Source organism: Longimicrobiales bacterium (genome assembly GCA_035764935.1).
Taxonomy (GTDB): Bacteria; Gemmatimonadota; Gemmatimonadetes; order Longimicrobiales; family RSA9; genus DASTYK01.
The window spans coordinates 36155-61173 of sequence record DASTYK010000034.1 but is presented as its reverse complement, the minus strand read 5'-3'; the positions used below and the strand labels follow the sequence as shown (position 1 = coordinate 61173).

Here is a 25019-nt window from a genome sequence, read left to right as displayed (position 1 = left end):
CCTGAGAGATACCGCGTCCGCCGGCGGAGCCGACCTGCTCCCGGGACGCGTGACAGGCGCGCGATCTCAGCCCACAGGAGCTGTATGAAGCACAGGTGGTCGATGTTGCTGCCCGCCGCGATTCTGCTGGCATGCGCGGAAGCGCCGGCGGATCGCGCCGGGATGATCCCCGCGCAGGCAGCGGACGCGACGCGCCCGGCCGGGCACCACGCCGGCGCGGGCAGGGACTCGGCGGGCTCTGCCGCGGCCGGGGATTCGCTGGAGCTCGATGCTGCTCCCGGCGGGCTTGCCGTCGCTGCCACGACACAGGAGCTGAACGCCGCCGGTCGCTCCGCGGGCGATGTTCGGGGAGGCGCGCCGGCGCAGATCCGCGGCATCTACCTGAACGCGTACGCAGCCGGCTCCGCACGCCGGTTGCCGGCGCTGCTTGCCCTCGCGGATACGACCGAGCTGAATGCGTTCGTCGTGGATGTGAAGGACGAGAAGGGCATTCACTACCGCTCCACGCTGGAGCTGCCGACCGCGCTCGCGCAGCCGGGCGAGCAGACGATCCGGAACCTGTCGGCGTTCGTGGATACGCTGCATGCACACGGCATCCATGCGATCGCGCGGATCGTCGTGTTCAAGGACCCGATCCTGTCCAGGGCGCGGCCGGAATGGTCGATCCGCACGCCGGAAGGGGAGCTGTGGGTAGACAAGGCGGGCAACACCTGGGTGAGCGCGTGGGAGTCCGCGGTCTGGGACTACAACCTGTCGATCGCCGAGGAGGCGGCCAGGGCCGGCTTCGACGAGATCCAGTTCGACTACATCCGCTTCCCCGAGCCATACCCGAGTCTGCCGGACCAGGTGCACCCCAGGGCGGCGGGCACGCGAACGGAAGCGATCGTCGCGTTCCTCGAGCTGGCGCGGGAGCGGCTGCATCCGCTCGGGGCGATCGTCGCCGCCGACGTGTTCGGGCTTTCGCCCAATGATGGTCGCGACATCAACATCGGGCAGCAGTGGGAGGACGTGCTGGCCGCGGCGGACCATGTGCTGCCCATGGTGTATCCGTCGCACTACCTCCCGACGCATCTCCCCGGAGTGAAGACGCCGAACCGGATGCCCTACGAGACGGTGTACAAGAGTGTCGGCGCCGGCATGGTGCGCGCGCAGCGGCTGGCGGACAGCGGAGTCGCGCCGGCGCGCGTCGTTCCCTGGCTGCAGGCGTTCGACGCGCCGTGGATCGACAAGGAGTACAGCTACGGGCCGGAGCAGGCGAAAGCGCAGATCGACGCGTTGTACGCGGTGGGCGTCGACGACTGGATCTTCTGGCACCCGGGGTCGCGCTACGAGCACCTGTCCGCAGCCTTCGATCGCACGACTGCCGCGCGGGCAAAAGCATTCGAGCCGCCACAGGACCTGATCGACTTTGCCGACCGGATCGATGCGGCGGGGGCGCGTGCAGCGCGCGAACGCGTGAGCGGCACGGCCCCGGGATCGGCACAGTAGGGAACGATGGTTGATCTCACACTTCTCGGCCTCTTCGTAATCGGCGCGGTCACCGGTGCCGTCATCGTGTGGCTGGTACTGTCGCGCCGGCTGCGCGACGCGGAATCGGCCGCTGCCGGGCGCGAGCAGGCGCGCAGTGAGCTGCAGCGCGCCCTGGTCATCGAGACGGAGCGGCGCTCAGCGGCCGAGGCGACGGCGGCTCGCGTGCGCGACCTCGAGAGCCTCGTGCGGGAGCGCGAACAGCAGCTCCACGAAGCGGAACGTGTTTCGGCCGACGCCCGCATCGAGCTGTCGCGCGCGCAGGAGCAGCTCGCGCATGAGCGTGAAGCCACCGCCGAAAAGCTGGGCGTCCTCGAGAGCGCCCGGAAATCACTCGAGGACTCGTTCAAGGCGCTGTCGTCCAACGCACTGAACCAGAACGCACAGACCTTCCTCGAGCTGGCGCGCGCTGCGCTCGAGAAGCAGCAGGAGCGTGCCAAGGGCGAGCTCGAGACCAAGTCCCGCGAGATCGATTCGGTCGTGAAGCCGCTGCGCGAATCTCTCGAAAAGGTCGACCAGCGCATCAACGAGCTGGAGCGCGCACGCACCGGGGCCTACCATCAGCTCTCGGAGCAGGTGCGCCAGCTCAACGCGGTGCAGCAGCAGCTCCATGCGCAGACGGCCAACCTGGTACAGGCGCTGCGCGCACCCGCCACGCGCGGCCGCTGGGGGGAGATCCAGCTCAAGCGCGTCGTCGAGATGGCCGACATGCTGAAGTACTGCGACTTCACCGAGCAGGAAAGCATCACGACCGCCGACGGCAGGCTCCGGCCCGACATGCTCGTCCGGCTGCCCAACGAGAAGGTGATCGTCGTCGATGCCAAGGTCCCGCTGGAGGCGTACCTGGATGCCCGCGAGGCGGCGGACGAACAGGCGCGCAACGATCACCTCCGCAAGCACGCGCAGCAGATCCGCGCGCACGTCCGCAAGCTGGGCGAGAAGGCGTACTGGGAACAGTTCCACGCCGAATCCCCGGAGTTCGTGGTGCTGTTCCTTCCCGGCGAAGCGTTCTACAGCGCTGCGCTGGAAGCGGACGCACAGCTCATCGAGAACGCGGTGCAGCAGCGGGTGCTGATCGCCACGCCAATGACGCTCATCGCGCTTCTGAAGGCGGTATCGTTCGGCTGGCGCCAGGAAACCATCGCCCGCGAAGCTCATCAGATAAGCGAGGCGGGCTCCGAGCTGTACAAGCGTGTGCGTGCGTTCGCCGAGCACTTCACGGGCATGCGCAGAGGCCTCGAACGGGCTGTGAGCTCGTACAACAAGGCCGTCGGCTCACTGGAACGCAGCGTGCTGCCGTCCGCACGGAGACTGCGCAGCCTGGGCGCGGGCACCGGCGAGGAGATCGATGCCGTGGAGGTGATCAATCACCAGACGCGTCAGCTCAATGCGCCGGACCTGGTGATGCACGACGAGGACGAGCCACCGGCCAGCATCCCGCGGGTCATCCAGACAGAACTGTAGAAACGACGACGGGGCGCGGTCTGAACGACCGCGCCCCGCTTCATCAACGGCAACCGTCTTCAGGGCATGCCGTCCGGGCCTGGCTCGGACGGGTTGCCGCTCGGCAGCTCGCCCGCAGTGGGCCGACTGCTGCCGCCGCTCGTTCGCGTGGCCCGCTCGTCGAGATCGCGACGCAGCTCGTTGATCTTGGACTGCAGCCGCTCGAGCAGGTTGTCCAGCCGCGGCTGGATGTCCGCCACGAACTGGTCGACCTTGGGCTGAACTTCCTTCATCGCGTTCTGTGCGCGCGGCCTGATGTCTGCGACCGCCTCGTCCACCCGGCTGTCGAGCTCTTCCAGCGCCTTGCGGATCTTCGGCCGGACCTCGTCCACTGCCGCCTCGATCCGGGACTGCAGGTCGCGCAGCGGGTCACGCCGTGCTTCGCCACCCGCACCGCCACCGCTGCTCCCTGCCGTCCCCGGCCCACCGGGCTCACCGGCCCCGCCTGCGCCACCCATCCCTCCCGTGCTGCCGGCGCCACCTGGCTCACCCGACGAGCCCGCGCCGCTGCCACCCGTATGTTCCACACTGCCTCCTCATGGCTGATGATCCCTTTATTCCTGTTCCCTACGGCCGGGCGGGCCGCACGTTTCGCGCCGATCAGCAGGTGCGTCAGCAGGCCGGAAGCCAGGTCGGAACGAACGCGACGCGGGCGCAGTAGCACTTCACGTCACGCACGTTCGTGGCGATCCATTTCAACGAGCACCTCTCCATGACGAACCAGAACGGCAGCGCCCGCCTCCTCCCGGCAGCGATCCTCGCACTCGGCGCGGTGCTGGCGGCGACGATCTTCGGCGCCTTCTTCCACAGCTCCCGTGCGAGCCGCGACACCGTCCAGGTCGTCGGCGCTGCCAGCGAGCGGTTCACCTCCGACGTCATCAAGTGGCAGATCACGCTGGCACGCACGGTGGACGCGGCGGTGCTGCCGAGCGGGTACGCGCAGCTGCGAGGCGATGTCGAGCGTGTGCGTGCGCAGCTGAGTGGCGCCGGCATTCCGGACAGTGCCGTCAGCACACAACCGGTCAGTGCGAACCCGATCTACAACCAGACCGGAACCATCAACTCCTACCAGGTCATCCAGGGAATCGTCGTGATCTCTTCGGACGTGGATGGTGTGGAGAGGTGGGCCATGGACCCGGGCACGCTGCTCGGGGACGGCGTCGTCATGCAGGGCTCACAGCTCGAGTACTTCTACTCCGGGCTGGACTCGCTGAAGCACGACCTGCTCGCCGCCGCAACCAGAGACGCCCATCGCCGTGCCAGCGAGATCGCGGGCAGTGCCGAACGGGAGGTCGGCTCGATCGTGAGCGCGCGGGCCGGAGTCTTCCAGATCAACGAGCCGTATGCGAACGAGGTGTCCGCATACGGCATGTACAACACGGGCACGCGACAGAAGCAGATCACCGTCACGGTGCACAGCACGTTCGTGCTGGACTGACCACTCCTCGCAGCGGACCCGGCGGCCCTACCAGGCCGTCGAATCCGCCGCGGGCTTCATCCTGCCCTCCGCCAGCAGGCTGGCCTGGTCGAAAACGTGGGGCGAGTCCGGTTGTCCGCTCTGCCCGAAGATCACCACACTGCGCGAGTGCGCCGGCGGGCCCAGCTCGACGACGCTGCTCCATGCGATACCGGACGCCAGGGTGCGCAGGTCCCCATAGCCCGGCGCACCCGGTGCGGCTCCGAACAGTGAGCCCGTCCACGCCGGTCCCCCAGGCAATGCCACCGCAGCGCTGTCCGGTCGCGGGGCGCCGGGGCGCGCGAGACGGTTGAGCGTGCCCCAGGGGACGGCCGTGTCGCCCCAGCGTCGCTCGATGCGCTCCAGTGCCCAGAGCAGTGCGTCCGTGAGCGGCCACTCTCGATCCTGCCGGGCCGTCTCACTGCGCAGTCGCTCCTGCCAGGTGACGAACCAGGTCATCTCCGGTGAGTCGATTCGCCCCTGCCTGTCCCATTCACGCAGCCGATGCATCACGTCATCCAGGGGCAGTACGCCCCACGGGTCCACTGCGCCTCGCTGTTCGTACTCGTCGACCAGGCGCCGGATCGCTGTCTCCGCGGTCGCGACCTCGACATCGAACGCGACAGCTTCGAGCTCTTCCAGGGTCCAGGCGTCATTGCCGGAAAGAATTCGGCGTGCGCGGAGCGCGCGCGGCGCGTCGCCTTCGGGTGCCAGGTACGGGCGGTACCGATCACGATCCACGTTGTATCCCGCGGCTGTCGCGAGGAAAGGTGTGCCACCCGCACTCTGAATCCAGCCGCTCGCGGGGTTGAGCAGTTCCGGCAGCTCCTCGAGTCTGTGATAGCCGTCCCATGCGCTCGCCGCACTGCTGCCGTCCAGCGCGTTCGATGGATCGACCCCCTCGTGACGGCGCGGCACCGCGCTGCCGTGCACGTAGTAGATGCTGCCTGACGCGTCGGCATACAGCGTATTGAGCCCGACCAGCGCGGTATGCGCGAGTGCGCCACGGAACTCCTCCAGCGACGTCGCACGGTTCATGGCATACCACTGCTGCAGTGCGCCGCCCTCCTGCATCCGTGCGATCTGCACCGCGACCGCGCTGCTCCCGTCGACGCGCGCGACCACGGGTCCGTACTCCGTGCGCAGGAACGTGTACGGCCGGCGCACCACGCCCGTCGTGGTGTTCACGGCAATCGTGTCGGTGAAGAGCTCGGCCTGGCGCCACTCCCCATTCCAGCGCCAGGCGAGCGAGTCGGTCGGATGATCGAACCGAAGCAGCCACGCGTCGCGTGTGTCGCTCGCGCTCTCGGTATGCGCCCAGGCGTGGTGCCGGGTGTGTCCGGCGCGGATCACCGGCGTGCCCAGCGTCGCATACCCGCTCACCTGCCAGCCCTCCTCGCTGCGGAGGTGGGCCTCGTAGGGCCTGCCCGGGTTGTTGAATGAGCGGTCGAGGCTGTGCAGCAGCAGAGCCTGGCCGTTGCGCGTCGCTGCAGGCGCGATTGCCAGCGCAATCGAGGCGTTGCTGCCGCCTGCTGTGGGATCCTGGGACGTCGTGTCGTAGCGCGCCAGCGTTGTTGCTGCGCCGGGGAGAACAGGCGCACCCGCGTCGATGTTTCCGAGCGTGACGCCGTCGATGGTCGTGCCCACGGGGACCGCGCGCGCAAGAGCGAACAGGTGCCAGGGCTCGAACCTGCCGATCAGGCGCGGCCGCACGTCCGGATGGGTCGCCAGGTAGTGGTTGATGCCCGCGACGAATGCATCCCACACGCGACGCCGCTCTTCCGGCTCACGGGCGTACTCCGCGCGCGCGAGGCGCGGGATCTCGAACGCGGCCACGACCAGGTCGTTCATCAGCGCCGCGTCGCCGTACAGGTTGGCCGCACGGCCGATCGCATGCATGACGTCTTCCTCCAGCTGGCGGAAGTCGTCTTCTGCCTGCGCGTACCCGAGACCGAACGCCACTGCGGCGTCGGTGGCCCCGTGGATGTGCGGCACGCCCCACGCGTCGCGCTGGATGGTGTACTGCCCTGTCTCGGGAGGTGCGCCACCACCGGTCAGCCGCTGGAGTGCCGTGCAGGCATTCAGCAGCACGAGAGCGGGCAGCACGAGAGCGGGCAGGATCAGGCGGACACTGCGCAAACGAGACCTCCGGTCGGAATCCTGGTGCGGCTCCACGCGTCGCCCGGAACCATGTGCCCGGCGCCGCAAGGTGCGCCTGCGCGCCAATTGCTGACGCAACCGCCCGTCGGCGGCTGGTCGGCATGCAGGCGCCGACGCAGGGGCGCGAACGTACCCGATGGAGCGCCTCGGGGCCAGCGCCCTGCACCCGGTGAATCCGGGGAGCATGCCCGGCCGTAGGGACCTGAGCACACTCGACCGGAGGGGGTCCATGGGTTCCAGGCTGTTGACCGGCGGCGTGCTTGCCGTGATCGGACTGATCACCGTCAAGCTGCTGTTCGGAGTGTTCGGGTTCGTTGCCGCGCTGTTCGGCTTCCTGTTCTTCAAGGTCCTGCCGATCCTCCTGATCGGCTGGATCGTGATGCGAATCGTCAGGTCGTTCCGCGAACGGCCCGAACAGGTCTAAACCGCGGCGCACGAACGACAACGGCCGCTCGCGCATCGAGCGCGGGCGGCCGTTCTCCATGCCGGGCACCCCGTTTGCATTCCACTGGCGCCCGAACGGCGTAAGTCAGTTCAACCTGCTCGGAAAGGGAGTCCCATGAGCATCCTGTGGATGATTCTGATCGGCCTGATTGCGGGAGCGATCGCCAAGCTCATCATGCCCGGCAAGGACCCCGGCGGCATCATCGTCACCATCATCATCGGTATCATCGGCTCGATCGTCGGCGGCTTCATCCTCGGCCTGTTCTCGGGCGAGCGGGGCTTCGGTCCGACCGGCATCATCGGCTCGATCCTGGGCGCACTGCTGGTGCTCTGGCTGTACCGGAAGTTCGCGGCCCGTTCCACGACGGTGTAACGCTTCAGAATTCGCCGATGAACCCGATTTCGGTACGAAGCTCGTAGCCGAGCTCACGTGCGACTGTCGTCCGGGCGAGGTCGATGAGACCCCGCACCTCGGCGGCAGTCGCACCGCCGAAGTTGACGATGATGTTTGCGTGCTTGTGGAAGATGCCGGCATTGCCGAGCACGCGCCCCTTGAGCCCGACCTGGTCGATCAGGCGTCCCGCCCCCACACCCTCGATCTTCTGGAAGATCGACCCCGCGCTCGGGTAGAGCCACAGGTCGGGGTGGCGGTCGTCGCGCCACTGCAGGTTCTCCCGCATGTTCCAGCGCAGCTGCTCCGGATCGGCCGGCTCCAGGCGGAATGTCGCGCTCAGCACGATGTCCCTGCGGTCGTGCAGGATGCTGTAGTCGTAGCCGAAGCGGAAATACGCGTTGTCGACCGTGCGCCGCTCCCCCTCCTCCGTCAGGATCTCCGCCGACTCGAGCACCTCCTCGATGAAGCAGGTGCGCTCTCGCTCAGGTGGCGGTGAGAGGAAGTGCAGGTTCTGCCAGAGAGCACCGCCGACCGTGCTGGGGATGCCGACGTAGTGCTGCAGCCCGCCGAGCCCGCGCGCGACGGTCGCTACGATCAGGTCGGGAAACGTGTGCACACCGGCGCCCGCACGAACGCGCACGTCGTCGATGAAATCGATCCCGCTGACTTCGTTGCGGATCACGACACCACGAAAGCCGCGATCGCCCACGAGGATGTTCGCGCCGGTGCCGAGCAGAAAATGCGGCAGCTCCAGCTCGCGTGCGGCCAGCACTGCAGTGGCCAGCTCGTCAGCGGTCTGTGCGCGGTAGAACAGGTCCGCGGTCCCGCCGATGCGGAACGTGGTGTATGGCGCCAGTCGCACGTCCCGTTCGATACGGTCCGCGCCGACGCGTGCAATGAACGCTTCCTGCCTGGTCATCTCCCGGATCCTCAGATCGACATCGTGTTGCCGGTGAACCGACAGCCGGTCGAGGCTGCCCGCTACCGGTGAACGTCACGACCCGTGCCACGCACGGTCGAATGAAGAAAGGGCGTGCCCGTGCGGACACGCCCTTCCTGCAACGGCACAAGCAGCTGTCTACTTGAGATGCTTGTTGACGAGCGCGGTCATCTCGAACATCGAGACCTTGTTCTTGCCGCCGAAGACCTTCTTCAGCTTGTCGTCGGCGTTGATCATCCGACGCTCGCGGGCATCCTGCAGCCCGTTGCGCTTGATGTACGCCCAGACCTTCTTCGTGACCTCGGTCCGCGGCATGGGCGAGTCACCAACCACTGCGGCCAGCTCCGAGCTCGGCGTCATCGGCTTCATGAACGCCGGGTTCGGTGCGCGCTTCCGACCGCTCTTCTTGGCAGCAGACTTCTTCGTCGCCTTGCGAGCGCTCTTCTTCGCGGTCGACTTCTTGGCCGCCTTGCGCGCAGTCTTCTTTGCTGCGCCACGACGGGCCGTCGACTTCTTCGCTGCACTGCGACGCGTCGTCTTCTTCGCTGCGCCGCGCTTTGCGGTCTTGGCAGCACCGCGCTTGGCGGTCTTCTTCGCTGCCTTCTTAGCCGTCTTCTTGGCCGGCCGCTTGGCGGTCTTCTTCGCCGCCTTCTTCGCGGCTTTCCTCGTCGCCATGTACATCTCCTGGTTGGGTGAGTGAGAGCTGTGGCGATGCATCTCTCTGGTGGGCACAAAAATGCTTAGCTTCCCTCTGGTACGCAACAACAAAATTGCGCCACCTCCGCTCTGGTGAGCGGGTGGTTCCCAGAGGGAAAACCGGACGACGAGGGACCGTGTGAGCGACGAGCGCAGCAGCACCCCTCCCGATGCATGGCAGACGGCGCGGCAAACGCCTCCCCTGGAGGAGGGCGCCGTGCACGTCTGGCTCGTGCGCGTACCCTCTGCAGAGGAGGCCGCACCCCTCTCTGCAGGGGACAGTGCGGAGGCCGGATCGCACTGGCCGCACGGGGCGGCATCGCTCTCGCACGACGAGGTCGACCGGGCGCGGACGCTCGTGGAGCCGGCGCGCTCGCGCTTCGTCGTGACGCGCAATGCACTGCGCTCACGACTGGCTGGCTACCTCGGCTGCGCACCTGCCCACGTCGGTTTCGACTATGGGGACATGGGAAAGCCGCATCTGCGCAGCGAGGAGTGGCTGCACTTCAGCGTGGCGCACGCCGGTGATCTCGCGCTGCTCGCCTTTGCCCGGGAGGCCCCCGTCGGCGTGGACGTCGAACGACTGCGACGTGTGCCGAGGCAGGAGCGCATCGCCCGTCGCGTGCTGGCGCCGGCATCGGCCGAGGCGCTCGAACGCATTCCGCACGAGGAGCGCGACAGGGCGTTCATCTGGGCATGGACGCAGCGTGAGGCATACGTGAAGGCGATCGGCAGCGGGCTGCTGCGCTCTCCCGATCCGCTCCCCTTCGTGTGGCCGCCGCGCCCTCACGAGAGCGCGGGATGGCAGGTAGCGCCACTGCCGAGTCCGGACGGCTATTACGCCTGTCTCGTGGTGCACGGCGGGCCACGCAGGATACGACTGCTGCAGGCGCCGTAGCCTAGGGCGTGCTCACCTGCGCGATCGGGCTTCCCAGCGCGATCGCATCGCCGGCGGCACGCGGCTCCAGCCGGACACTGCGCTCGAACAGCAGGACGATGGTGGAGCCGAGATGAAACGCCATGATCTCGTCGCCGCGCTCCACGCGTACCGCCGGGTCATAGTGCCGCTCCTCGATCGCGCGCCTGCCGCGGTTCGTCACCCACCCGTGCTCACCCCCGTTCCAGGCCGGATCGAACGCCGCCGAGATGCGCCCCACGTTGTACGCACCGACAGCAACGACGACGACGCGGCCGAGGGAGCCGTCGATGGTACACAGCAGGCGCTCGTTCCTGGGGAACAGCCGGTCCACGTGCATGACGGCGGGCGCATTGACCGGCAGCAGCGCGCCCGGCACATAGCGGGCGCGACCGATCGCGCCGCTGCACGGTGCATGGATGCGGTGGTAGTGCCGGGGGCTCAGGTACAGTGTCAGAAAGGAGCCGTCGTCATAGCGCCTGGCGTCGTCTGCATCGGCGAGGAGATCATGCACCGTGTAGGTGCGGCCCTTGGCCTGGAGCAGCGTTCCGCTGCGGATTCTGCCAGACTGGCCAACAACACCGTCGACGGGTGAGGCGGCGACGCCGCTGGCGGCGGGCCATGCGCGTGCCCCGGGCCGGAGCCGGCGCACGAAGAAGCGGTTGATGGTTGGATACTCCACGAGCGGAAGCTCGGCCTCGTCGATGTCGATGCCGGTTCCACGGGCGAACGCGCCGAGCACAGCGGGTCGCAGGCGTGGCGGAATCGGCAGGTCTGCAACGCGGCCGAACGCACGTGAGAGCGCACCCTGCGGCAGGCGACGCAGCAGCCCCAGCGTGGCGCGCCAGTGAAACGCCGGAAGCTCCGGCGATACGTCCGGTACCGGCTCCTCAGGCATGTCCCGCCACACGGGCGCTGTCTTCGACCACCTCGCGACACAGGTCGATCCAGCGCCGGAGCTGCGTGAAGATCATGAATTCGTCATGCGCGCGACGCTGCGCGTTCCTGGCCCAGCGTGCCCGCTCGTCGGGCTGCTGCAGCATGTGGCTCAGCACGTCGGCGAGCTCGGCCACGTCCTCCGGGTCCTGCACGAGCCGGCCGTGCTCGCCATCGGCGATCTGCGTGCGGGGTCCGACAGCGGCAGCACTGGTGAGCACCGGGATCCGCTTCCACATCGCCTCGGCGATCGTCAGGCCGAACCCCTCCCGCAGCGAGTTCTGGGCGACGATCGACGACGCACGCTGCAGTGCATTGACGATGAGCGCGTTTTCCGCGCGCGACTCCATCGGCAGCAGGAGAATGGCAATGTCCTCCTGCGTTGCGGGGGGCAGCTCGACGTAGGCGCGCACCAGCGCGTCGAGAACGTCGCGCGCCTCCGGATCATCGGCGACCGCCCCGACCGCGGGCCCCGCGAGCACAAGCCGCGTGAGCAGTGCACGTCGGCGGGCGCGTCCCGTTTCCGACGTGGCCAGTGCCTTCATCCGCACGAACGCCTGCATCAGCGGGAGGAATCCCTTGAGTCGATCCCAGCGCGAGACCTGCAGCACGATCGGCCGCGTGAGCAGGCCGACCTCACCCATCCGGGAGGCCCTGATCGGCGTCCCGTCGAAGGCGATGCGCTGCACCTGGTGCTCGTATGGCGGCGGCACGATCGGCCCCGCACTGGACAGGCCGCTGCTCGCCAGGATACAGACGAGCGCATGCAGGCTCAGCTCCGCGTTCTTGGGCGCGAGCGGATCGATCGCGGGATGCACGATCGCCGCACGCGTCGCCATGCTGTCCGGCACGTATTCAGGCGCGGAAAAGATCACGCGGTCGCACGCCGGAGTGTAGCGCTGCAGCAGCTGCCACGCGGCTTCCGTACGCGCCGTGCGCTCGTCGAGTCCGATGTGGCAGCGCCAGACCAGGTGGACGTCAGCGCCCTCCCGGAGCAGCGGGGCCATCGGCAGCGGCTGCGGATCGTGGAGCGCGACGATGTCGCCGGGCTTCACCCGGCGCAGCAGCTCATCCGCGTTCCGCCGGTTCACCGCCTCGTACAGCGCAACGTCCTCGGGGGTGATCACGGGCTCGCCCGCGTCGTGGATCAGGTTGTGGATGCGCTTGGTGAACTCGAAGAAGTGAGGGTCGGGCGACTCGATCACGGCCCACTGCACGTCGAGGTCCAGCTCGCGCAGCAGTGTGACCATTCCGGGCAGCATTTCGGCGACGCCGCCACCGTGCTCGGTCGAGTTGACCATCCACAGGGTGCGGCCGCGCAGCGCAGGCAGTGCGCGCACCGCGGCGGCCCGCAGCGCCGAGACCGCCCCCGTCAGGTGTGCGACGGCCGCGTGCTCGTCCAGCCCCGGAAGCGAGGGGATCTCAACGATTCGCACTCGCCAGCTCCGCCTCCGCGGCGATGTAGCCGAACGCCGCCCAGTTCGGACCGGCCAGTATGCGTTCCAGGATCTGTCGCGCCCGCTCCTCGTCGCCGTTGTACAGGTGCCAGTTCGCGACGCCATAGCCGTACGTCGCAAGCTGCACGGCATCGTCCGTATCGACGGACAGCAGCGCGTCCGGCCGGACCAGTCCTTTGTACATCAGCAGCCGCTGGTGGTACGCATCGTTTTCGAGGATGCGCATGTCCGGCGTGATGCGCTCGAGCACGGCGGCTGCCTCGGCGTCCCGGCCCAGTCGCCGCAGTGTCATGTACAGCCAGTCGGCGCTTGCCACGAGCATGTCTTCGTTCGTGGAAACGGCGACCGCCTGCCGCCACGCCGGCAGCGCCCGCTCGAAGTCGTGCTTCAGGTAGTGGGCAAGCGCGAGGTGGTACCAGATGTTCGACTGCAGCGTGCTGGTCGGGATGTTGTAGCGGTTCGGTGCGCCATCGGGCTCCACCTCGTCCGGCCGCCCACGAGTCAGCCCCGCCGCGCGCTCGAGATCACGGATCGCATCGTCCAGTCTGCGCACCGTGATGTAGCGGTGGCCGCGGTGCCGGTACATGCGGGCGTCGTCGGGGTGCAGATCCACGCCCCGCGAGAAGACCTCGATGGCATCGCGGTAGCGCCCCAGGTACGCCAGGCGGCGACCGAGCCAGATGATCGCGTCCGCATCATCGGGTGCGGCGTCGTACTCCGCCTGCGCGCGCGCCAGGTCGGCCTCCAGCCGCGCACGCGTGGCCGGCGCGAGCTCCGGCGCATACAGCGCGGAACCCGTGAGGGAGCGTGCCTCCGGCTCCTGCGCATTCGCGGCCCCGCTGCCGAGCACGATCATGCCCGCCGCTGCCAGCCATCGCATCATGAGCGTGCCTCCGTCGAGTGATGGGTCCGCTGATGTTTGCCCGCCGCGCGCTGCCCGGCAAGATCAGGTCCGCCGCGCACACCGCGCACGAGCCTGTGAGTCGTGGATCATCGCCGGTGCGACGGCGCGCTCGCGCACACTGGCGTGCCCGCTTCTTGCGACCGTACTCGCCCTGCGGAGGCGATATGACAACAGGCAGAAAGACCACCAGGCGGACGAGCGGCAAGCGGCCGACCCGGAAGCGGACGGAAAAGCCGGACGGCAAGGCGAGCAGACAGCTCACCGAGTACCGCCGCAAGCGCGACTTCGACGTGACACCGGAACCGAGCGACACGGCGCCGGATACGCCCGTGGAGCGCGCACCGGGCGCCCGTGGCCACCTCAGGTTCGTCATCCAGAAGCACGCAGCGACGAGCCTGCATTTCGACCTGCGTCTCGAGCTGGATGGTGTGATGAAGAGCTGGGCCGTGCCGAAGGGGCCGAGCCTGGACCCGGCGGCGAAGCGACTCGCCATGCAGGTCGAGGATCATCCGATCGCCTACAACACCTTCGAAGGCATCATCCCGGAGGATGAGTACGGTGGCGGGACTGTGATGCTCTGGGACCGCGGCACGTACTTCCCCGATGAGGCCGGCAACACGGACCACGAGGCCGCGCTCCGCCGTGAGATGAAGCAGGGCAAGCTGAGCATCACGTTCGAGGGGGAGCGACTGCGCGGCTCCTATGCACTCGTCCGTACGGACAGCGGCCCGAAACCGAAGTGGCTGCTGATCAAGCATCGCGATGCCGTGGCACGCCGCGGTTACGACATTGCTGCGGACATCGACACCTCCGTGGACAGCGGCAGGACCATGGACGAGATCGCGCGCGGCGACTCGGCGGTGTGGCACTCGGACCGCGGATCGGGCAGCGCGACGCGCAGGAGCCGGGGCAGCGGCCCGCCCGCTCCATCGACGGACCTGGCCGCGCTCGCGATCGAGCCGATGCAGCCCACACAGCGCAAGCGGCTGTCGGCACGCGACGGGTGGTCGTTCGAGCCGGCACCCGACGGAACGCGTGTACTCGCGTACGTGACGCCGGATGCAGCGACGCTGGTCGACAGCGCCGGGCATCCGCGGGGCGGCTGGCCGCAGATCACGGAAGCACTGCAGGCACTGGCGAAACGGGCGCGCACGTCATTCGTGCTGGATGGCGCGGTGAGCTCGGATGCGGAGGGCGCCACGTACCACGCCTGGGACCTGCTGCTCAGCGGAGGCGACGCACTGCTGGACGCGCCGTGGCAGGAGCGCCGCGCAGCGCTCGATGCGCTGTTCGGCCGGCGGCGTGTGCCGGACGTGGAGCTGGTCGAGGTCACCGGGCAACTGGACGAGGTGCGCGAGCTCGCCCGTGAGCACGGCTGGAGTGCGGTGCGCGCACGTGCACACGACGGGCCGTATACCCCGGGTCGGAAATCCGCGACGTGGCTGGAGCAGCGGCTCCAGCCTTGACGCCGGACGGCATCGACCGGTTCTTTCCAGCATGACACCAGGCGACGCCGCCGACATCGGCCGCCACGGGCGCGCGGAGCTGCTCGTGCAGCGCAACGCGATGATCGCATTCGCGCTGTTCGCGGCCTGGTACGTGGGCCGACCGGTGCTGGACCCCTTCCACTACGTCTTCCTGCGCGACGTCATCCTCGCCACCCACGAGGCGGGCCACGTCCTCTTCATGCCGTTCGGCGAATACGTCATGGTGCTGGGTGGCACCCTCTTCCAGGTGCTGTTTCCGGTCGTATTCATCGCCTACTTCTGGCGGCGCAATGACCGCTATGCGACGGCGATCGTTGGGCTCTGGCTGGCGTTCGCTCTCACGGACGCGGCCGTGTACATCGGCGACGCGCGGACGCGGCAGCTTCCGCTGCTCGGCGGTGACCCGGCCGGCCACGACTGGACGTTTCTGCTGGTGCAGGTCGGACTGCTCGAGCGCGATCGCACGATCGCGCGTGCGGTACGGGGGGTGGGGCTCCTCGTCTACGCCTGTGCAGTGGCAGGTGCGCTGTACGCCGCGTGGCGGCGCGCGGCGCCGGTGGATGGTACAGACAGCCGAGATGTCTTGGAGGCCGGTCCGGACGGGCGGGCGCGCCCTGTCGTTACTGCCAGTCGCTGGACGGAGGAGTGATCGCGGCCAGCGGCTGCTGCAGCATGCGTGTCGCCGCCTCGGCGTCGAGGGCGGGTGCAAACAGCCAGCCCTGCCCGATGCGGCAGCCGAGCTCGCACAGGATCCGCCGCTGCGCCTCGGTCTCCACGCCTTCCGCGATGGTGTCGAGGCCGAGCGTCGCGGCAAGCGAGACAATGGCACGCACGAGTGCAGCCTCGCTGCCGCCGCTCGCCAGGCCCGTCATGAAATGGCGTGAAATCTTCAGTGAGCCGACCGGCAGCCGCTGCAGGTAGGCAAGCGACGAGTAGCCGGTCCCGAAGTCATCGATCCAGACGGATACGCCGTGTGCGCGCAGCCGATCGAGCACGCGTGCGGCGGCGGCCGAGTCCTCCATCATCGCCGTCTCGGTCAGCTCCAGCTTGAGTGCGCTGTGGGGGACCTGCCGCTCGCGCAGGACGCTGATCACCTCGTCCGCGAAACGCTCATCCAGGAACTGCTTGCCCGAGACGTTGACGCTCAGCACGAACGGCTGGCCCTCCGGCAGCATCTCCTGCCAGCGCTGCAGCAGCGTACACGATTCGTCGAGCACCCAGCGGCCGATGTCGGAGATGAGGCCGGTCTCCTCGGCGAGCGGCACGAACACGTCGGGCATCAGGAGCCCGCGCTCCGGATGCATCCACCGCACGAGCGCTTCGAACCCGATGAGCTCGCCGGTGTCCAGCCGGACCAGCGGCTGGTAATGCGTGACGAACTCGCGCCGCTCGATCGCGTGGCGGATGTCGCTCTCGAGCTCGAGCTGCAGCACCGCTTCCGCGTGCATCGCCTCATCGAACATGGCGTAGCGCGCGCGCTGCCGCTTGGCGCGGTACATCGCAGTGTCCGCATCGCGCAGCAGCGCGTCAGTGGTGTTGCCTGCGCCGCCGAGCGCGATGCCGATGCTGGCCGACACGTAGAGGCGCTGGCCGCGCGTGCGGAACGGCTCGGCCAGCGCGTGCTGGATCCGGTCCGCGATCCGCACGGCGGCTTCGCCATCGCGCACGTCGTCGACCAGCACAGCGAACTCGTCGCCTCCGAGGCGCGCCAGGGTGTCTTCGGGGCGCAGCAGCAGCTCGAGACGCCGGGCGACGTCGATCAGCAGGCTGTCACCGGCAGGGTGGCCGAGACTGTCGTTCACGACCTTGAAGCGGTCGAGATCGATGAACAGGACCGCGAAACGGAAGGAGGGACGCCGCTGCGCGTGATGCAGGAAACGCTCGAGACGATCCAGGAACAGGGCACGGTTCGGCAGGCCTGTGAGGGTGTCATGCATCGCATCGTGCAGCAGCTGCTGTTCCGCGCGCTTGCGCGACGTCACGTCCGCCTGCGAGCCGGTCACACGCACGACCCTGCCGCGCCGGTCGCGCGCTACCGCCCCGCGTCCGACCATGTGGCGCCACGTACCATCAGCGTGGCGCATGCGATACTCCACCTCGAAATGCGAGCCGCCCTCGTGCAGCGCGGCAAGCGTCGCGTCGACGGCGCCGCGGTCGTCGGGGTGCACGCGCCCGAGCCAGTCATCCAGTGAATGACCGATCTCCTGCGGCGCGTAGCCCAGCGAGGCCTTCCAGCGCGTCGAGTAGAAGACGACGCCGCGCACCACGTTCCAGTCCCACAGCCCGTCGTTGGCGCCCCATGCGGCCAGGGCAAAGCGCTCCCTGCTGGCGACCAGGCGTTCCTCGACCAGCATGCGCGTGCCAAAGCCGGTAAACGAAAGCAGGGCGAGTGTGGCGACCGCGGCGATAAAGGGTGCCAGGTCGATGCGCGGCTCCCCGACCAGCAGGATGACCAGCGCGAGCCCGGCGGCGCTGCCGATGCCGTACCAGGCGAGCAGCCGCCGCTCGGCCACGCCTGCGGTGAAGCCGGCAACGAAGACCAGCAGCGTGAGCGCGTACTGCCACGCGAACGCGTTGATCGCCACCAGCACGAGGAGCCACGCGGTGACCGCACTGTAGGCGGCGAGCACTACCCGCCGCAGTGCGGGCGTTCGCAGCCGGAAGCTCGCGGCGAGCGCGACCAGGCAGACCACGGCCGCGAGCGCACGCAGCAGCCAGGGATCGCGCGCCAGCGGATCCGTCGCCACGTACACCGGCTGCAGCGCCAGCACGAGAACGGAAGTCACCGTCATCAGCAGGCGATACGTGCGGATCTCGTAACTGGACAGCCTCGGCAGGCTGGCCGGTCCCGGCAGGTTCGACGCCGAAGGATTCACATTCGTCAGAAATCAGGATCGGGGCGGCCGGCCTCGTGGAGCAGGAAGGCGGCAGCCCGGAGAGAGCTCGAAAACTACGGCGCCGCTGCGCGTCGCGGCAACGGTCACGTGCGTGGCGCCGCTGGCCCCTCACGGGTAGCGCACAGCCGGACCGCGATTTACACATTCGCGGGCCGCAAGAGGCGATCGACGTCCACCACATGCGAGGGAGCACGGATCGATGACAGCAGCCAGACGGCGATGGATCCTCGGCGCGTTTGCGATGGCGCTGGGCATGACAACACCGGTGAGTGCACAGAGCACGACCGATGAGCAGGCGGTGCGCGCCGTGGTCGACAGACTGTTCGAAGCGATGGCGGTACACGATACCGCCGGAATGCGCCCCCTGTTCGCGCCGGACGCACGCTTCGCAGGCGTCGACCGCGAGGGGAACCTGAGCTACACCACGCCGTCCGAATTCTTCCAGGTGATCGGCGGTGCTGCGGGCGGCCCCGCGCTCAATGAGACGCTCTATGATGTCGAGATCCGCATCGACGGGCCGCTGGCGCACGTGTGGACGTACTACACGTTCCACGTCGGCGACCGGTTCAGTCACTGCGGGTACGACGGGTTCCAGATGCTGAAGCTGGATGGCGAGTGGAAAATCGTGCACCTGGCAGACTCGCGCCGACGGGAGGGGTGCACACACCAGGAATGGCAGGCGCCGACCGGATCGTGACGACGCGGCGGTCGATCCGACCGCCGCACCGTCGCCTGCTCAGAACAGCAGTGCCCAGCCGCCGAGCGCGAGGATGGTGACGCCCGCCGCCGTCTTCGCGACCGCGGACCACACGCGTCCGAGCATGACACCCCAGCCGACCCGCGTCGCGTCCCCGAGCGTGCGGGCCTCGGCCATGGTCACGAGCACGGCGCCGACGAACGAGCCGATGATGCCCGCGATGATGGAGCCGATGACCGGCACGGGGATCCCGACGAACGTGCCGATCAGCCCGCCGGCCAGCGCGCCCCAGAACGCCTTGCTGGATCCGCCGTAGCGCAGGTTGTAGCGCTTCACGATCCAGAACTCGATGAGCTCACCGACGAGCGCGATGACGAGCGTCGCGAGCAGCACGAGCACGCCCACCTCGCCGAAGAACGCGCCGACAGCCAGTACGGCGATCATGATCCAGTTGCCGGGCAGGCCGAGCGGCGTCAGGAACAGCGAGCCGATCATCACCGCCACGCCTGCGAACCCCCACGGATTCATGCGCTCTCCCGCGCGCGTGCAAGCTCGATCTCCGGGCTGCCCGTAATCAGCCGGATGCCGCGCTTGAACCAGAGATACGACCAGGCCCACTCGATCATGACGACGAGACGGTTGCGGAAGCCGATCAGGTAGAGGATGTGCACGAAGGCCCAGACGAACCAGGCGATGAAGCCGCTCAGCCGGAGGCCGGCGATCTCGGCAACGGCACGTGCACGGCCGATCGTGGCAAGACTGCCTTTGTCACGGTAGCGGAAGACAGGGCGCGGCCGACCCTCGATTGCCGCGCGGAGCACGCGCGCAGCGTGCTTTCCCATCTGAATGGCGGCGGGCGCGACGCCGGGCACCGGCATGCCGTCCTGCTCCAGGTGCGCCAGGTCGCCGAGCACCAGGATCTCCGGTCTGCCGGGCACGCCGCAGTCCGGCTCGACGATCACGCGGCCGGCCCGGTCGAGTGGCGCGCCGAGCTCTGCACCAAGCGGCGATGCCGCCACGCCAGCGGCCCAGAACACGTTGCCCGCAGGAATCTCTTCCCCACCGATCAGCACCGACTCCTCGGTGATGCCCGTGACGAGTGCGCCGGTGCGCACCTCGACGCCCAGTCGTTCGAGCTGTCGCCGCGCACTTTCCGAGGATTGCTCCGCATACGTCGGCAGCACACGCGGTCCACCCTCCAGCAGCAGCACGCGCGCGTCCCTGGTGTCGATCGAGCGGAACTCGCGCGGCATCACCTGTCGGGCGATCTCCGCCATCGCGCCGGCCAGCTCCACGCCCGTCGGGCCGGCACCGACGATCGCAAAGGTGAGCAGGCGTTGGCGCGCGGCCGGATCCCCCTCGCGTTCCGCCGCTTCGAATGCGACCAGGAAGCGACGCCGGATCTCCGTCGCGTCGTCGACCGTCTTCAGGCCCGGTGCACGCCCGGCCCACTCGTCATGACCGAAGTAGGCGTGAGTCGCACCGGTCGCGAGCACCAGGTAGTCGTAGTGCAGCGCACCGCCCTCGCGCAGCGTGACCGCGCGTGCGTCCGGATCGATGCCAGTCACCGTGCCGAGCCAGACCTGCGTATTGTCGCTGCCACGCAGCACGTACCGCAGAGGCATGGCAATGTCCGCGGGCGACAGCGACGCGGTCGCGACCTGGTAGAGCAGCGGCTGGAACAGATGAAAGTTGCGCGCGTCGACGACGGTGACCCGCACCGGGGCACGGGCGAGGCCGCGTGCGCAGTAGAGACCCGCGAAGCCACCGCCGATGATCACGACGTGCGGCAGTGCTGAGTTCATCAGTCCTCCGGTCTGGCTACCCTCGAGGGATCACCGTCCGAGACGTAGCGGCTGCCCTCACGGTCGAGTCGGTCGAGCAGCTTCGGAAGCTCTTCCGCATACACGATGAAGCGCGGCAGCCGCAGCGGGTCGAACTCCGCGTCGTGCGGGCTGCGTGCAGGCCCGCCCGCAACCAGCAGAACAGCGTCGTACGAGTAGCTCAGCGTACGACCCGTCTTCGGGTCCGTCCAGCTTCCCTGGGACGCAAGCTCCCGTCGCTTCGGCCATTCACCCAGTGGCAGCGCAAAGCTGCGGACGTCGTAACCTGCCACTGCCGAATCGATCGCCAGCTCGCCGCGCGCGATCTGCTCCTGCACGAACGCGTCCTCGTACTTCGCCAGGTTCGCATGCCAGAGCGTGTGATTGCACAGCTCGAAGCCCTGCTCGGCCAGAAAGCGAACCTTGCGGAAACGCCATTCCGACTTCTGCCCTTCTATACCCTTGTCACCGAAGAACGAGCGGCCTGCTTCCGCCGCCGGCAGCATGCAGAACACCGCACGGTTCTCCCAGCCCGGGTGCGTGCGGGCGAACTCGAGCAGAATGCCGACCGCAGACTCCGGATCGATGTCGAGCGTGCCGTCGTCGCGCTCCACGTAGCGGAACTGGCTCGGCGAGGCGTCGTCGAAGGTGAGCACGACGGGCGATAGACCACGCGGCAGATCGAGCTCGCCATCCACGAGGTCGCGCAGATTCACCGGACGATAGCCTCGCTCGTACAGCAGCTCGAGATGAGAGCGGAGCGCGGCCGGTGTGACCGTCCACTGTGACGGCTCCGGCCCGATCAGGTGGTACTCCAGGATCGGAACGCGACCGAGCTCGTTGGGCGTACGATGAGCGTGTGCGGCGTCCGCCTCGTGTACTGCACGCGACGTCCGGGCGGCCGGTGCATCGGCCGACCGGCCGACGGAGTCGGGGACCGCACCGGAGTCGGCCAGGACCGAATCACGTGTGGCCGCGGCACTGCCGCGGCCGCGGGCACTGTCGTCGGTTTCGACGAGCGGAGCGGCCGCGGCGTCGCGCGGGGATGAATCGCCGCCGCCGCACGCGGGCAGCGCGATCAGGGCGGAAGCAACCAGAGATGCAACGATGCTGCGCATGATGTTCAGTTCTTCACGGACTGGTTCGTGCCTGTCAGTAAGCTCGCGCAGAACGGGCTCGCAGGGAATTGGCGCGCGAAACGGCCGGAGCGGGTACGCCGCTCCGGCCGTCGATGAGGCCTGCGTCGCGCGACGCGGCCCCGGCTCAGCGGCCGATCGTCGCGTCCTTGTTGACGCGGCTTTCGGCCAGCTTGGTCAGACGCTTGTCGGTGTTGCCCTCCTCGTCCAGCGTCCGCTGCAGCAGGTCGGCGTGGTCCTTCAGGCCGAGCTCCTCGGCATAGGTGCGCAGCGAGCCGTACGCGGCAATCTCGTAATGCTCCACGCGCTGCGCGGCGGAGATCATCGCCGCATCCTTCACATCCGGATCACCGGGCTGCTTCATGATCTCCTCGCCTTCCTCGAGCAGCCCCTTCATGCCCTTGCACGACTTGCCCCGCGGCGACTCGCCGAGATTGTCGAAGATCGTCTCCAGGCGACGCACCTGCTCCTGCGTCGTCGCCAGGTGCTCCTGGAAGGCGGTGCGCAGCTGATTGTGCGACGCGTTCTCCGCCATCTTCGGAAGCGCCTTCTCCAGCTGCTTTTCCGCGTCGTACACGTCGCGCAGTTCCTCGAGATACAGCTTCTGCATGGATTCCATGGATACACCTCCTGCTGCCGTGATGACCGACTGATTCGCGGTGTTCACAATGCAATCAGGGTGCCCGGCCCCGGCCGGCCCGGCAGAAAGCGCAGCAAAAAAAAGCGCCGCGCGGTGCGCGGCGCTCGAGGGCCATCAGCGTCCGGTCACGATCAGGGCGACGGCAGCGCCAGCGTCTGCCCCGCAACGATGCGCGCCCCGGCCAGCCCGTTCACGCTCTTGAGCTCGTCGACGGTAATGCCATGGCGGCGCGCGATCTCCCACAGCGTGTCACCCGGCCGGACCCGGTACTCGACCGTGACGGGCGCGGCGGTCTCGACCTGTGGGGCGACCTCAGGCGCCGGAGCAGTTGTGTCGAGAACGTCGTCCGCGGAAGCAACCGCAACAACGGCCTCGGCCGCGGATGCCGCCTCGCTTGCCGGAGCGGACAGCGGCGTGGCGGCAGCCACGTTCAGCTTCTGGCCCGCCATGATCCGGGCGCTGCCGAGCTTGTTTGCGTCCTTCAGAGCGTCGACGCTGACGCCGAAGCGGCGGGCGATGCCCCACAGGGTATCGCCTCGGCGGACCTCGTAGGTTTCGGTAACGGACTCTGCCGACGTGCTCCCGGACGGCTTCGTCGTCACGACCTCGGCAGCGGCGGCGGGACCGGATGGGACATCATCGGTCGATGTGGCGCTGGCGAGCGTCACAGTCGGCTTTGCCTCGCTCGCGGACCCGGCCTCACCGGTGGCGGGCTCGGCCGGCGCCTCGGCGCTCGCCAGGCGCGCGGTGGCGCGGCTGTTCAGGGTCGCGACGTACCCCTCATACGGGTTGGGGAAGACCGCAACGTGGTAATGGGGCGGGTAACGCTCCCGCGTGGCGTCGATGACGCCCTGCTTCTCCAGCGACAGCAGCGTCGACTCCAGCCACTTGCGGCAGTCGGCCCGGCGGCTGACGCGCAGGTCCACGGCCATGCCGGCCGGGTGGACCGAAAGGTCGGAGGCATTGCGCGGCTGCCTTGCCTCGGGGCGTGTGAGGCTGGTCACGACGAGCTTTTCGCCGCACGCCGCGTGGTACTGCGAGGCGAGCCGCTCGACGAAGAGCTTGATGGCCGGTCGCGCATACGGGTACGAGACCCGTGCCAGCTCGTAGTCGCTGTTGCCCGGCAGGCGCACCAGCAGCCCGAGATCGACGAAGCGGTTCACCTGGGAGGACGTGCGCAGGAAGCTGTAGTCGTGGTTGCGAGCGATTCCGTTCTGCCTCTGCATGGACGAACGCGATCCACGCAACGACTGCGCGGACGCGGGCGCGGAGAGCGTGAGCAGAACAAGGCCCACTACGGCTGCGGTGGCTCGTGCCATGACTCGAACTGTTTGAAATACGCACGGGACACGGTCCGTCGGGATCGTGTCCTTCGGAACAACGTCGAGGCAGGGGGAACCACCTCGGAAGGCGCCGCGTGCACGCACGCGGCCGTCCTCTGCCATTAATAATGCTAACTCTCCGTCGTGTCCAGAGTTGCGACTGCGGACGCATGGCCGGCGCGTGGCGGTTCTGCTAAGCTTGTCGCAATGTCGAACGGGGACACACCAGGATCCGGCAGCAAGCTCCGCTTCGCGCTGCGCGCGCTTCGCCATCGCAATTTCCGCCTGTTCACGGCCGGGCAGTCGATTTCGGTGATCGGGACCTGGATGCAGCAGGTTGCCGTGAGCTGGCTCGTGTACCGGCTGACCGGCAGCGCCTTCTACCTGGGACTCGTCGGCTTTCTCGGACAGGCGCCGGCCTTCGTGCTGGCGCCGTTCGCAGGTGCGCTGGCCGACCGGGTCAACAAGCACCGGCTGGTGATTGCGACGCAGACGGCGGCCATGGTGCAGGCGACGCTGCTGGCGGTGCTGGTCCTGTCGGGTACGGTCGAGGTCTGGCACATCCTGCTGCTGATGACGATGCTCGGCGCGATCATCGGCTTCGACACGCCCAGCCGGCAGGCCTTTCTGCTCGAAATGGTGGGGGAGCGGGCCGACCTGCCGAATGCGATCGCGCTGAACTCCTCCATGTTCAACCTTGCCCGACTGATCGGCCCGGCGATCGCGGGTGTGGCCATCGCGGTCATGGGCGAGGGCTGGGTGATCGCGATCAACGCGGCGAGCTACATCGCGGTACTCTCTTCGCTTCTGCTGATGCGGCTGACGCCGGTCAGGCGCGTGCGCGCGTCCGTGAGCGTGCTCAGTCATATCCGCGAGGGCTTCGACTACGCCTTCGGCTTCGCGCCGATCCGCTCGATCCTGCTGATGGTTGCGACCGTGAGCGTGGTGGCAGTGCCATTTACCGTGCTGCTGCCCGTGATCGCGACGGACGTCCTGGGCGGCGGTGCGGACACGCTCGGGTTCCTGATGGCCGCGATGGGGCTCGGTGCGCTGTCCGGCGCACTGTTCCTTGCCGCGCGCAGCACAGTCGCCGGTCTTGGCAGGGTGATCGCGCGCGCCGCCACCCTGTTCGGCGCCGCGCTGCTCGGTGTGGCCGCTTCGCGCTCGCTGCCGCTCACGCTGCTGGCCCTGGTGTTCGCGGGCTTCGGCATGATGACGCAGATGGCGTCGAGCAATACCGTGCTGCAGACGCTGGTGGACGACGACAAGCGCGGCCGGATCATGAGCCTCTACAGCATGGCGTTCCTGGGCATGACCCCGCTCGGCAGCCTGATTGCGGGTGTGGCGGCGAGCCGGATCGGAGCGCCACTCACCATCGCGGTCGGCGGCACCTGCGCCATCCTTGCCGCCTTTCTGTTCCGGCTGCGGCTTCCCGCCCTGCGTGAGCAGGTGCGGCCGATCTACCGGCGGCTGGGCATCCTGCCGGAGGTCGCGCGCGGGCTCCAGGCCGCCACCCACAGCACCACGCCGGACGTCGGCGAGGAGGGCCCCTCGGGCGAGGCGGCGTAGGCGGACCTGCTTGTGCCACGGTAGTCCGGCCTCTAAGCTGACGTGCTCCCCGGATCTGCGGAACCTGTTGGCCCTGCGCGGTTATCCTTCATGCCGCACACGAGCGCGCAGCGTT

Annotated in this window: 23 protein-coding genes; 10 read left to right on the top strand and 13 right to left on the bottom strand. The window is 68.3% G+C overall.

Going from position 1 to position 25019, the window contains the following annotated elements:
* The first annotated feature begins 84 nt into the window (after positions 1–84).
* Together VFU06_02700 and rmuC are read left to right on the top strand one after the other, a co-directional pair.
* Complete coding sequence (locus VFU06_02700; GenBank protein HEU5208298.1) at positions 85–1488, top strand: putative glycoside hydrolase; 1404 nt, start codon at positions 85–87, stop codon at positions 1486–1488.
* 6 nt (positions 1489–1494) lie between these two features.
* Positions 1495–2991: a DNA recombination protein RmuC gene (rmuC, locus tag VFU06_02695; protein ID HEU5208297.1), complete on the top strand. Its 1497-nt coding sequence runs from the start codon at positions 1495–1497 to the stop codon at positions 2989–2991.
* 59 nt (positions 2992–3050) lie between these two features.
* Here rmuC and VFU06_02690 read toward each other — a convergent pair whose 3' ends face one another.
* Positions 3051–3557, bottom strand: a complete 507-nt coding sequence (locus tag VFU06_02690; protein HEU5208296.1) for a hypothetical protein — start codon at positions 3555–3557, stop codon at positions 3051–3053.
* Between the two features lie 155 nt (positions 3558–3712).
* On the opposite strand from VFU06_02690, the gene VFU06_02685 reads away from it, so the two are divergent.
* Positions 3713–4468, top strand: coding sequence for an SIMPL domain-containing protein (locus VFU06_02685; protein HEU5208295.1), 756 nt, complete (start codon positions 3713–3715; stop codon positions 4466–4468).
* A gap of 27 nt (positions 4469–4495) precedes the next feature.
* Here the strand turns inward: VFU06_02685 and VFU06_02680 are convergent, their stop codons facing one another.
* Positions 4496–6625, bottom strand: coding sequence for a penicillin acylase family protein (locus VFU06_02680; GenBank protein ID HEU5208294.1), 2130 nt, complete (start codon positions 6623–6625; stop codon positions 4496–4498).
* Between the two features lie 250 nt (positions 6626–6875).
* Between VFU06_02680 and VFU06_02675 the strand changes: the two genes are divergently transcribed.
* Complete coding sequence (locus VFU06_02675; protein HEU5208293.1) at positions 6876–7070, top strand: hypothetical protein; 195 nt, start codon at positions 6876–6878, stop codon at positions 7068–7070.
* 135 nt (positions 7071–7205) lie between these two features.
* Complete coding sequence (locus VFU06_02670) at positions 7206–7463, top strand: GlsB/YeaQ/YmgE family stress response membrane protein (GenBank protein HEU5208292.1); 258 nt, start codon at positions 7206–7208, stop codon at positions 7461–7463.
* Between the two features lie 4 nt (positions 7464–7467).
* On the opposite strand, the gene murB is transcribed toward VFU06_02670, so the two are convergent.
* Together murB and VFU06_02660 are read right to left on the bottom strand one after the other, a co-directional pair.
* Positions 7468–8403: a UDP-N-acetylmuramate dehydrogenase gene (murB, locus tag VFU06_02665; GenBank protein HEU5208291.1), complete on the bottom strand. Its 936-nt coding sequence runs from the start codon at positions 8401–8403 to the stop codon at positions 7468–7470.
* Positions 8404–8562: 159 nt separating this feature from the next.
* Complete coding sequence (locus VFU06_02660) at positions 8563–9099, bottom strand: SWIB/MDM2 domain-containing protein (protein ID HEU5208290.1); 537 nt, start codon at positions 9097–9099, stop codon at positions 8563–8565.
* Positions 9100–9337: 238 nt separating this feature from the next.
* Here VFU06_02660 and VFU06_02655 point away from each other — a divergent pair, with 238 nt between their 5' ends.
* Positions 9338–10018, top strand: a complete 681-nt coding sequence (locus tag VFU06_02655) for a 4'-phosphopantetheinyl transferase superfamily protein (protein HEU5208289.1) — start codon at positions 9338–9340, stop codon at positions 10016–10018.
* A gap of 1 nt (position 10019) precedes the next feature.
* Here VFU06_02655 and asd read toward each other — a convergent pair whose 3' ends face one another.
* Genes asd through VFU06_02640 form a run of 3 tightly spaced genes read right to left on the bottom strand, consistent with a single transcriptional unit; the run spans position 10020 to position 13312 of the window.
* Positions 10020–10934, bottom strand: a complete 915-nt coding sequence (asd, locus tag VFU06_02650; protein HEU5208288.1) for an archaetidylserine decarboxylase — start codon at positions 10932–10934, stop codon at positions 10020–10022.
* Complete coding sequence (locus VFU06_02645) at positions 10927–12408, bottom strand: glycosyltransferase (protein ID HEU5208287.1); 1482 nt, start codon at positions 12406–12408, stop codon at positions 10927–10929. The genes asd and VFU06_02645 overlap by 8 nt, the downstream gene beginning before the upstream one ends.
* The gene (locus tag VFU06_02640) at positions 12395–13312 is read right to left on the bottom strand and encodes a tetratricopeptide repeat protein (GenBank protein HEU5208286.1); all 918 of its coding nucleotides are present in this window, start codon (positions 13310–13312) and stop codon (positions 12395–12397) included. The genes VFU06_02645 and VFU06_02640 overlap by 14 nt, the downstream gene beginning before the upstream one ends.
* A gap of 185 nt (positions 13313–13497) precedes the next feature.
* Between VFU06_02640 and VFU06_02635 the strand changes: the two genes are divergently transcribed.
* Positions 13498–14799 (top strand): DNA polymerase ligase N-terminal domain-containing protein, encoded by a 1302-nt coding sequence (locus tag VFU06_02635; GenBank protein ID HEU5208285.1) that lies wholly within the window; start codon positions 13498–13500, stop codon positions 14797–14799.
* Positions 14800–14830: 31 nt separating this feature from the next.
* Complete coding sequence (locus VFU06_02630; protein ID HEU5208284.1) at positions 14831–15469, top strand: hypothetical protein; 639 nt, start codon at positions 14831–14833, stop codon at positions 15467–15469.
* On the opposite strand, the gene VFU06_02625 is transcribed toward VFU06_02630, so the two are convergent.
* Complete coding sequence (locus VFU06_02625) at positions 15441–17696, bottom strand: GGDEF and EAL domain-containing protein (protein HEU5208283.1); 2256 nt, start codon at positions 17694–17696, stop codon at positions 15441–15443. The two genes, VFU06_02630 and VFU06_02625, sit on opposite strands and share 29 nt — an antisense overlap.
* A gap of 220 nt (positions 17697–17916) precedes the next feature.
* On the opposite strand from VFU06_02625, the gene VFU06_02620 reads away from it, so the two are divergent.
* Complete coding sequence (locus tag VFU06_02620; protein HEU5208282.1) at positions 17917–18414, top strand: nuclear transport factor 2 family protein; 498 nt, start codon at positions 17917–17919, stop codon at positions 18412–18414.
* A gap of 39 nt (positions 18415–18453) precedes the next feature.
* Here the strand turns inward: VFU06_02620 and VFU06_02615 are convergent, their stop codons facing one another.
* From VFU06_02615 to VFU06_02595, 5 genes are all read right to left on the bottom strand, one after another.
* Complete coding sequence (locus VFU06_02615) at positions 18454–18942, bottom strand: DUF456 domain-containing protein (protein ID HEU5208281.1); 489 nt, start codon at positions 18940–18942, stop codon at positions 18454–18456.
* Positions 18939–20219, bottom strand: a complete 1281-nt coding sequence (locus tag VFU06_02610; GenBank protein ID HEU5208280.1) for an NAD(P)/FAD-dependent oxidoreductase — start codon at positions 20217–20219, stop codon at positions 18939–18941. Before VFU06_02610 ends, VFU06_02615 begins: the two co-directional genes overlap by 4 nt.
* On the bottom strand, positions 20219–21355 hold the full coding sequence (locus tag VFU06_02605) for a polysaccharide deacetylase family protein (protein ID HEU5208279.1): 1137 nt from the start codon (positions 21353–21355) through the stop codon (positions 20219–20221). Before VFU06_02605 ends, VFU06_02610 begins: the two co-directional genes overlap by 1 nt.
* 145 nt (positions 21356–21500) lie before the next feature.
* Positions 21501–21992, bottom strand: a complete 492-nt coding sequence (locus VFU06_02600; protein HEU5208278.1) for a ferritin-like domain-containing protein — start codon at positions 21990–21992, stop codon at positions 21501–21503.
* 152 nt (positions 21993–22144) lie between these two features.
* On the bottom strand, positions 22145–23239 hold the full coding sequence (locus tag VFU06_02595) for a DUF5715 family protein (GenBank protein ID HEU5208277.1): 1095 nt from the start codon (positions 23237–23239) through the stop codon (positions 22145–22147).
* 303 nt (positions 23240–23542) lie between these two features.
* Here VFU06_02595 and VFU06_02590 point away from each other — a divergent pair, with 303 nt between their 5' ends.
* On the top strand, positions 23543–24904 hold the full coding sequence (locus tag VFU06_02590) for an MFS transporter (GenBank protein HEU5208276.1): 1362 nt from the start codon (positions 23543–23545) through the stop codon (positions 24902–24904).
* Positions 24905–25019: the final 115 nt, after the last annotated feature.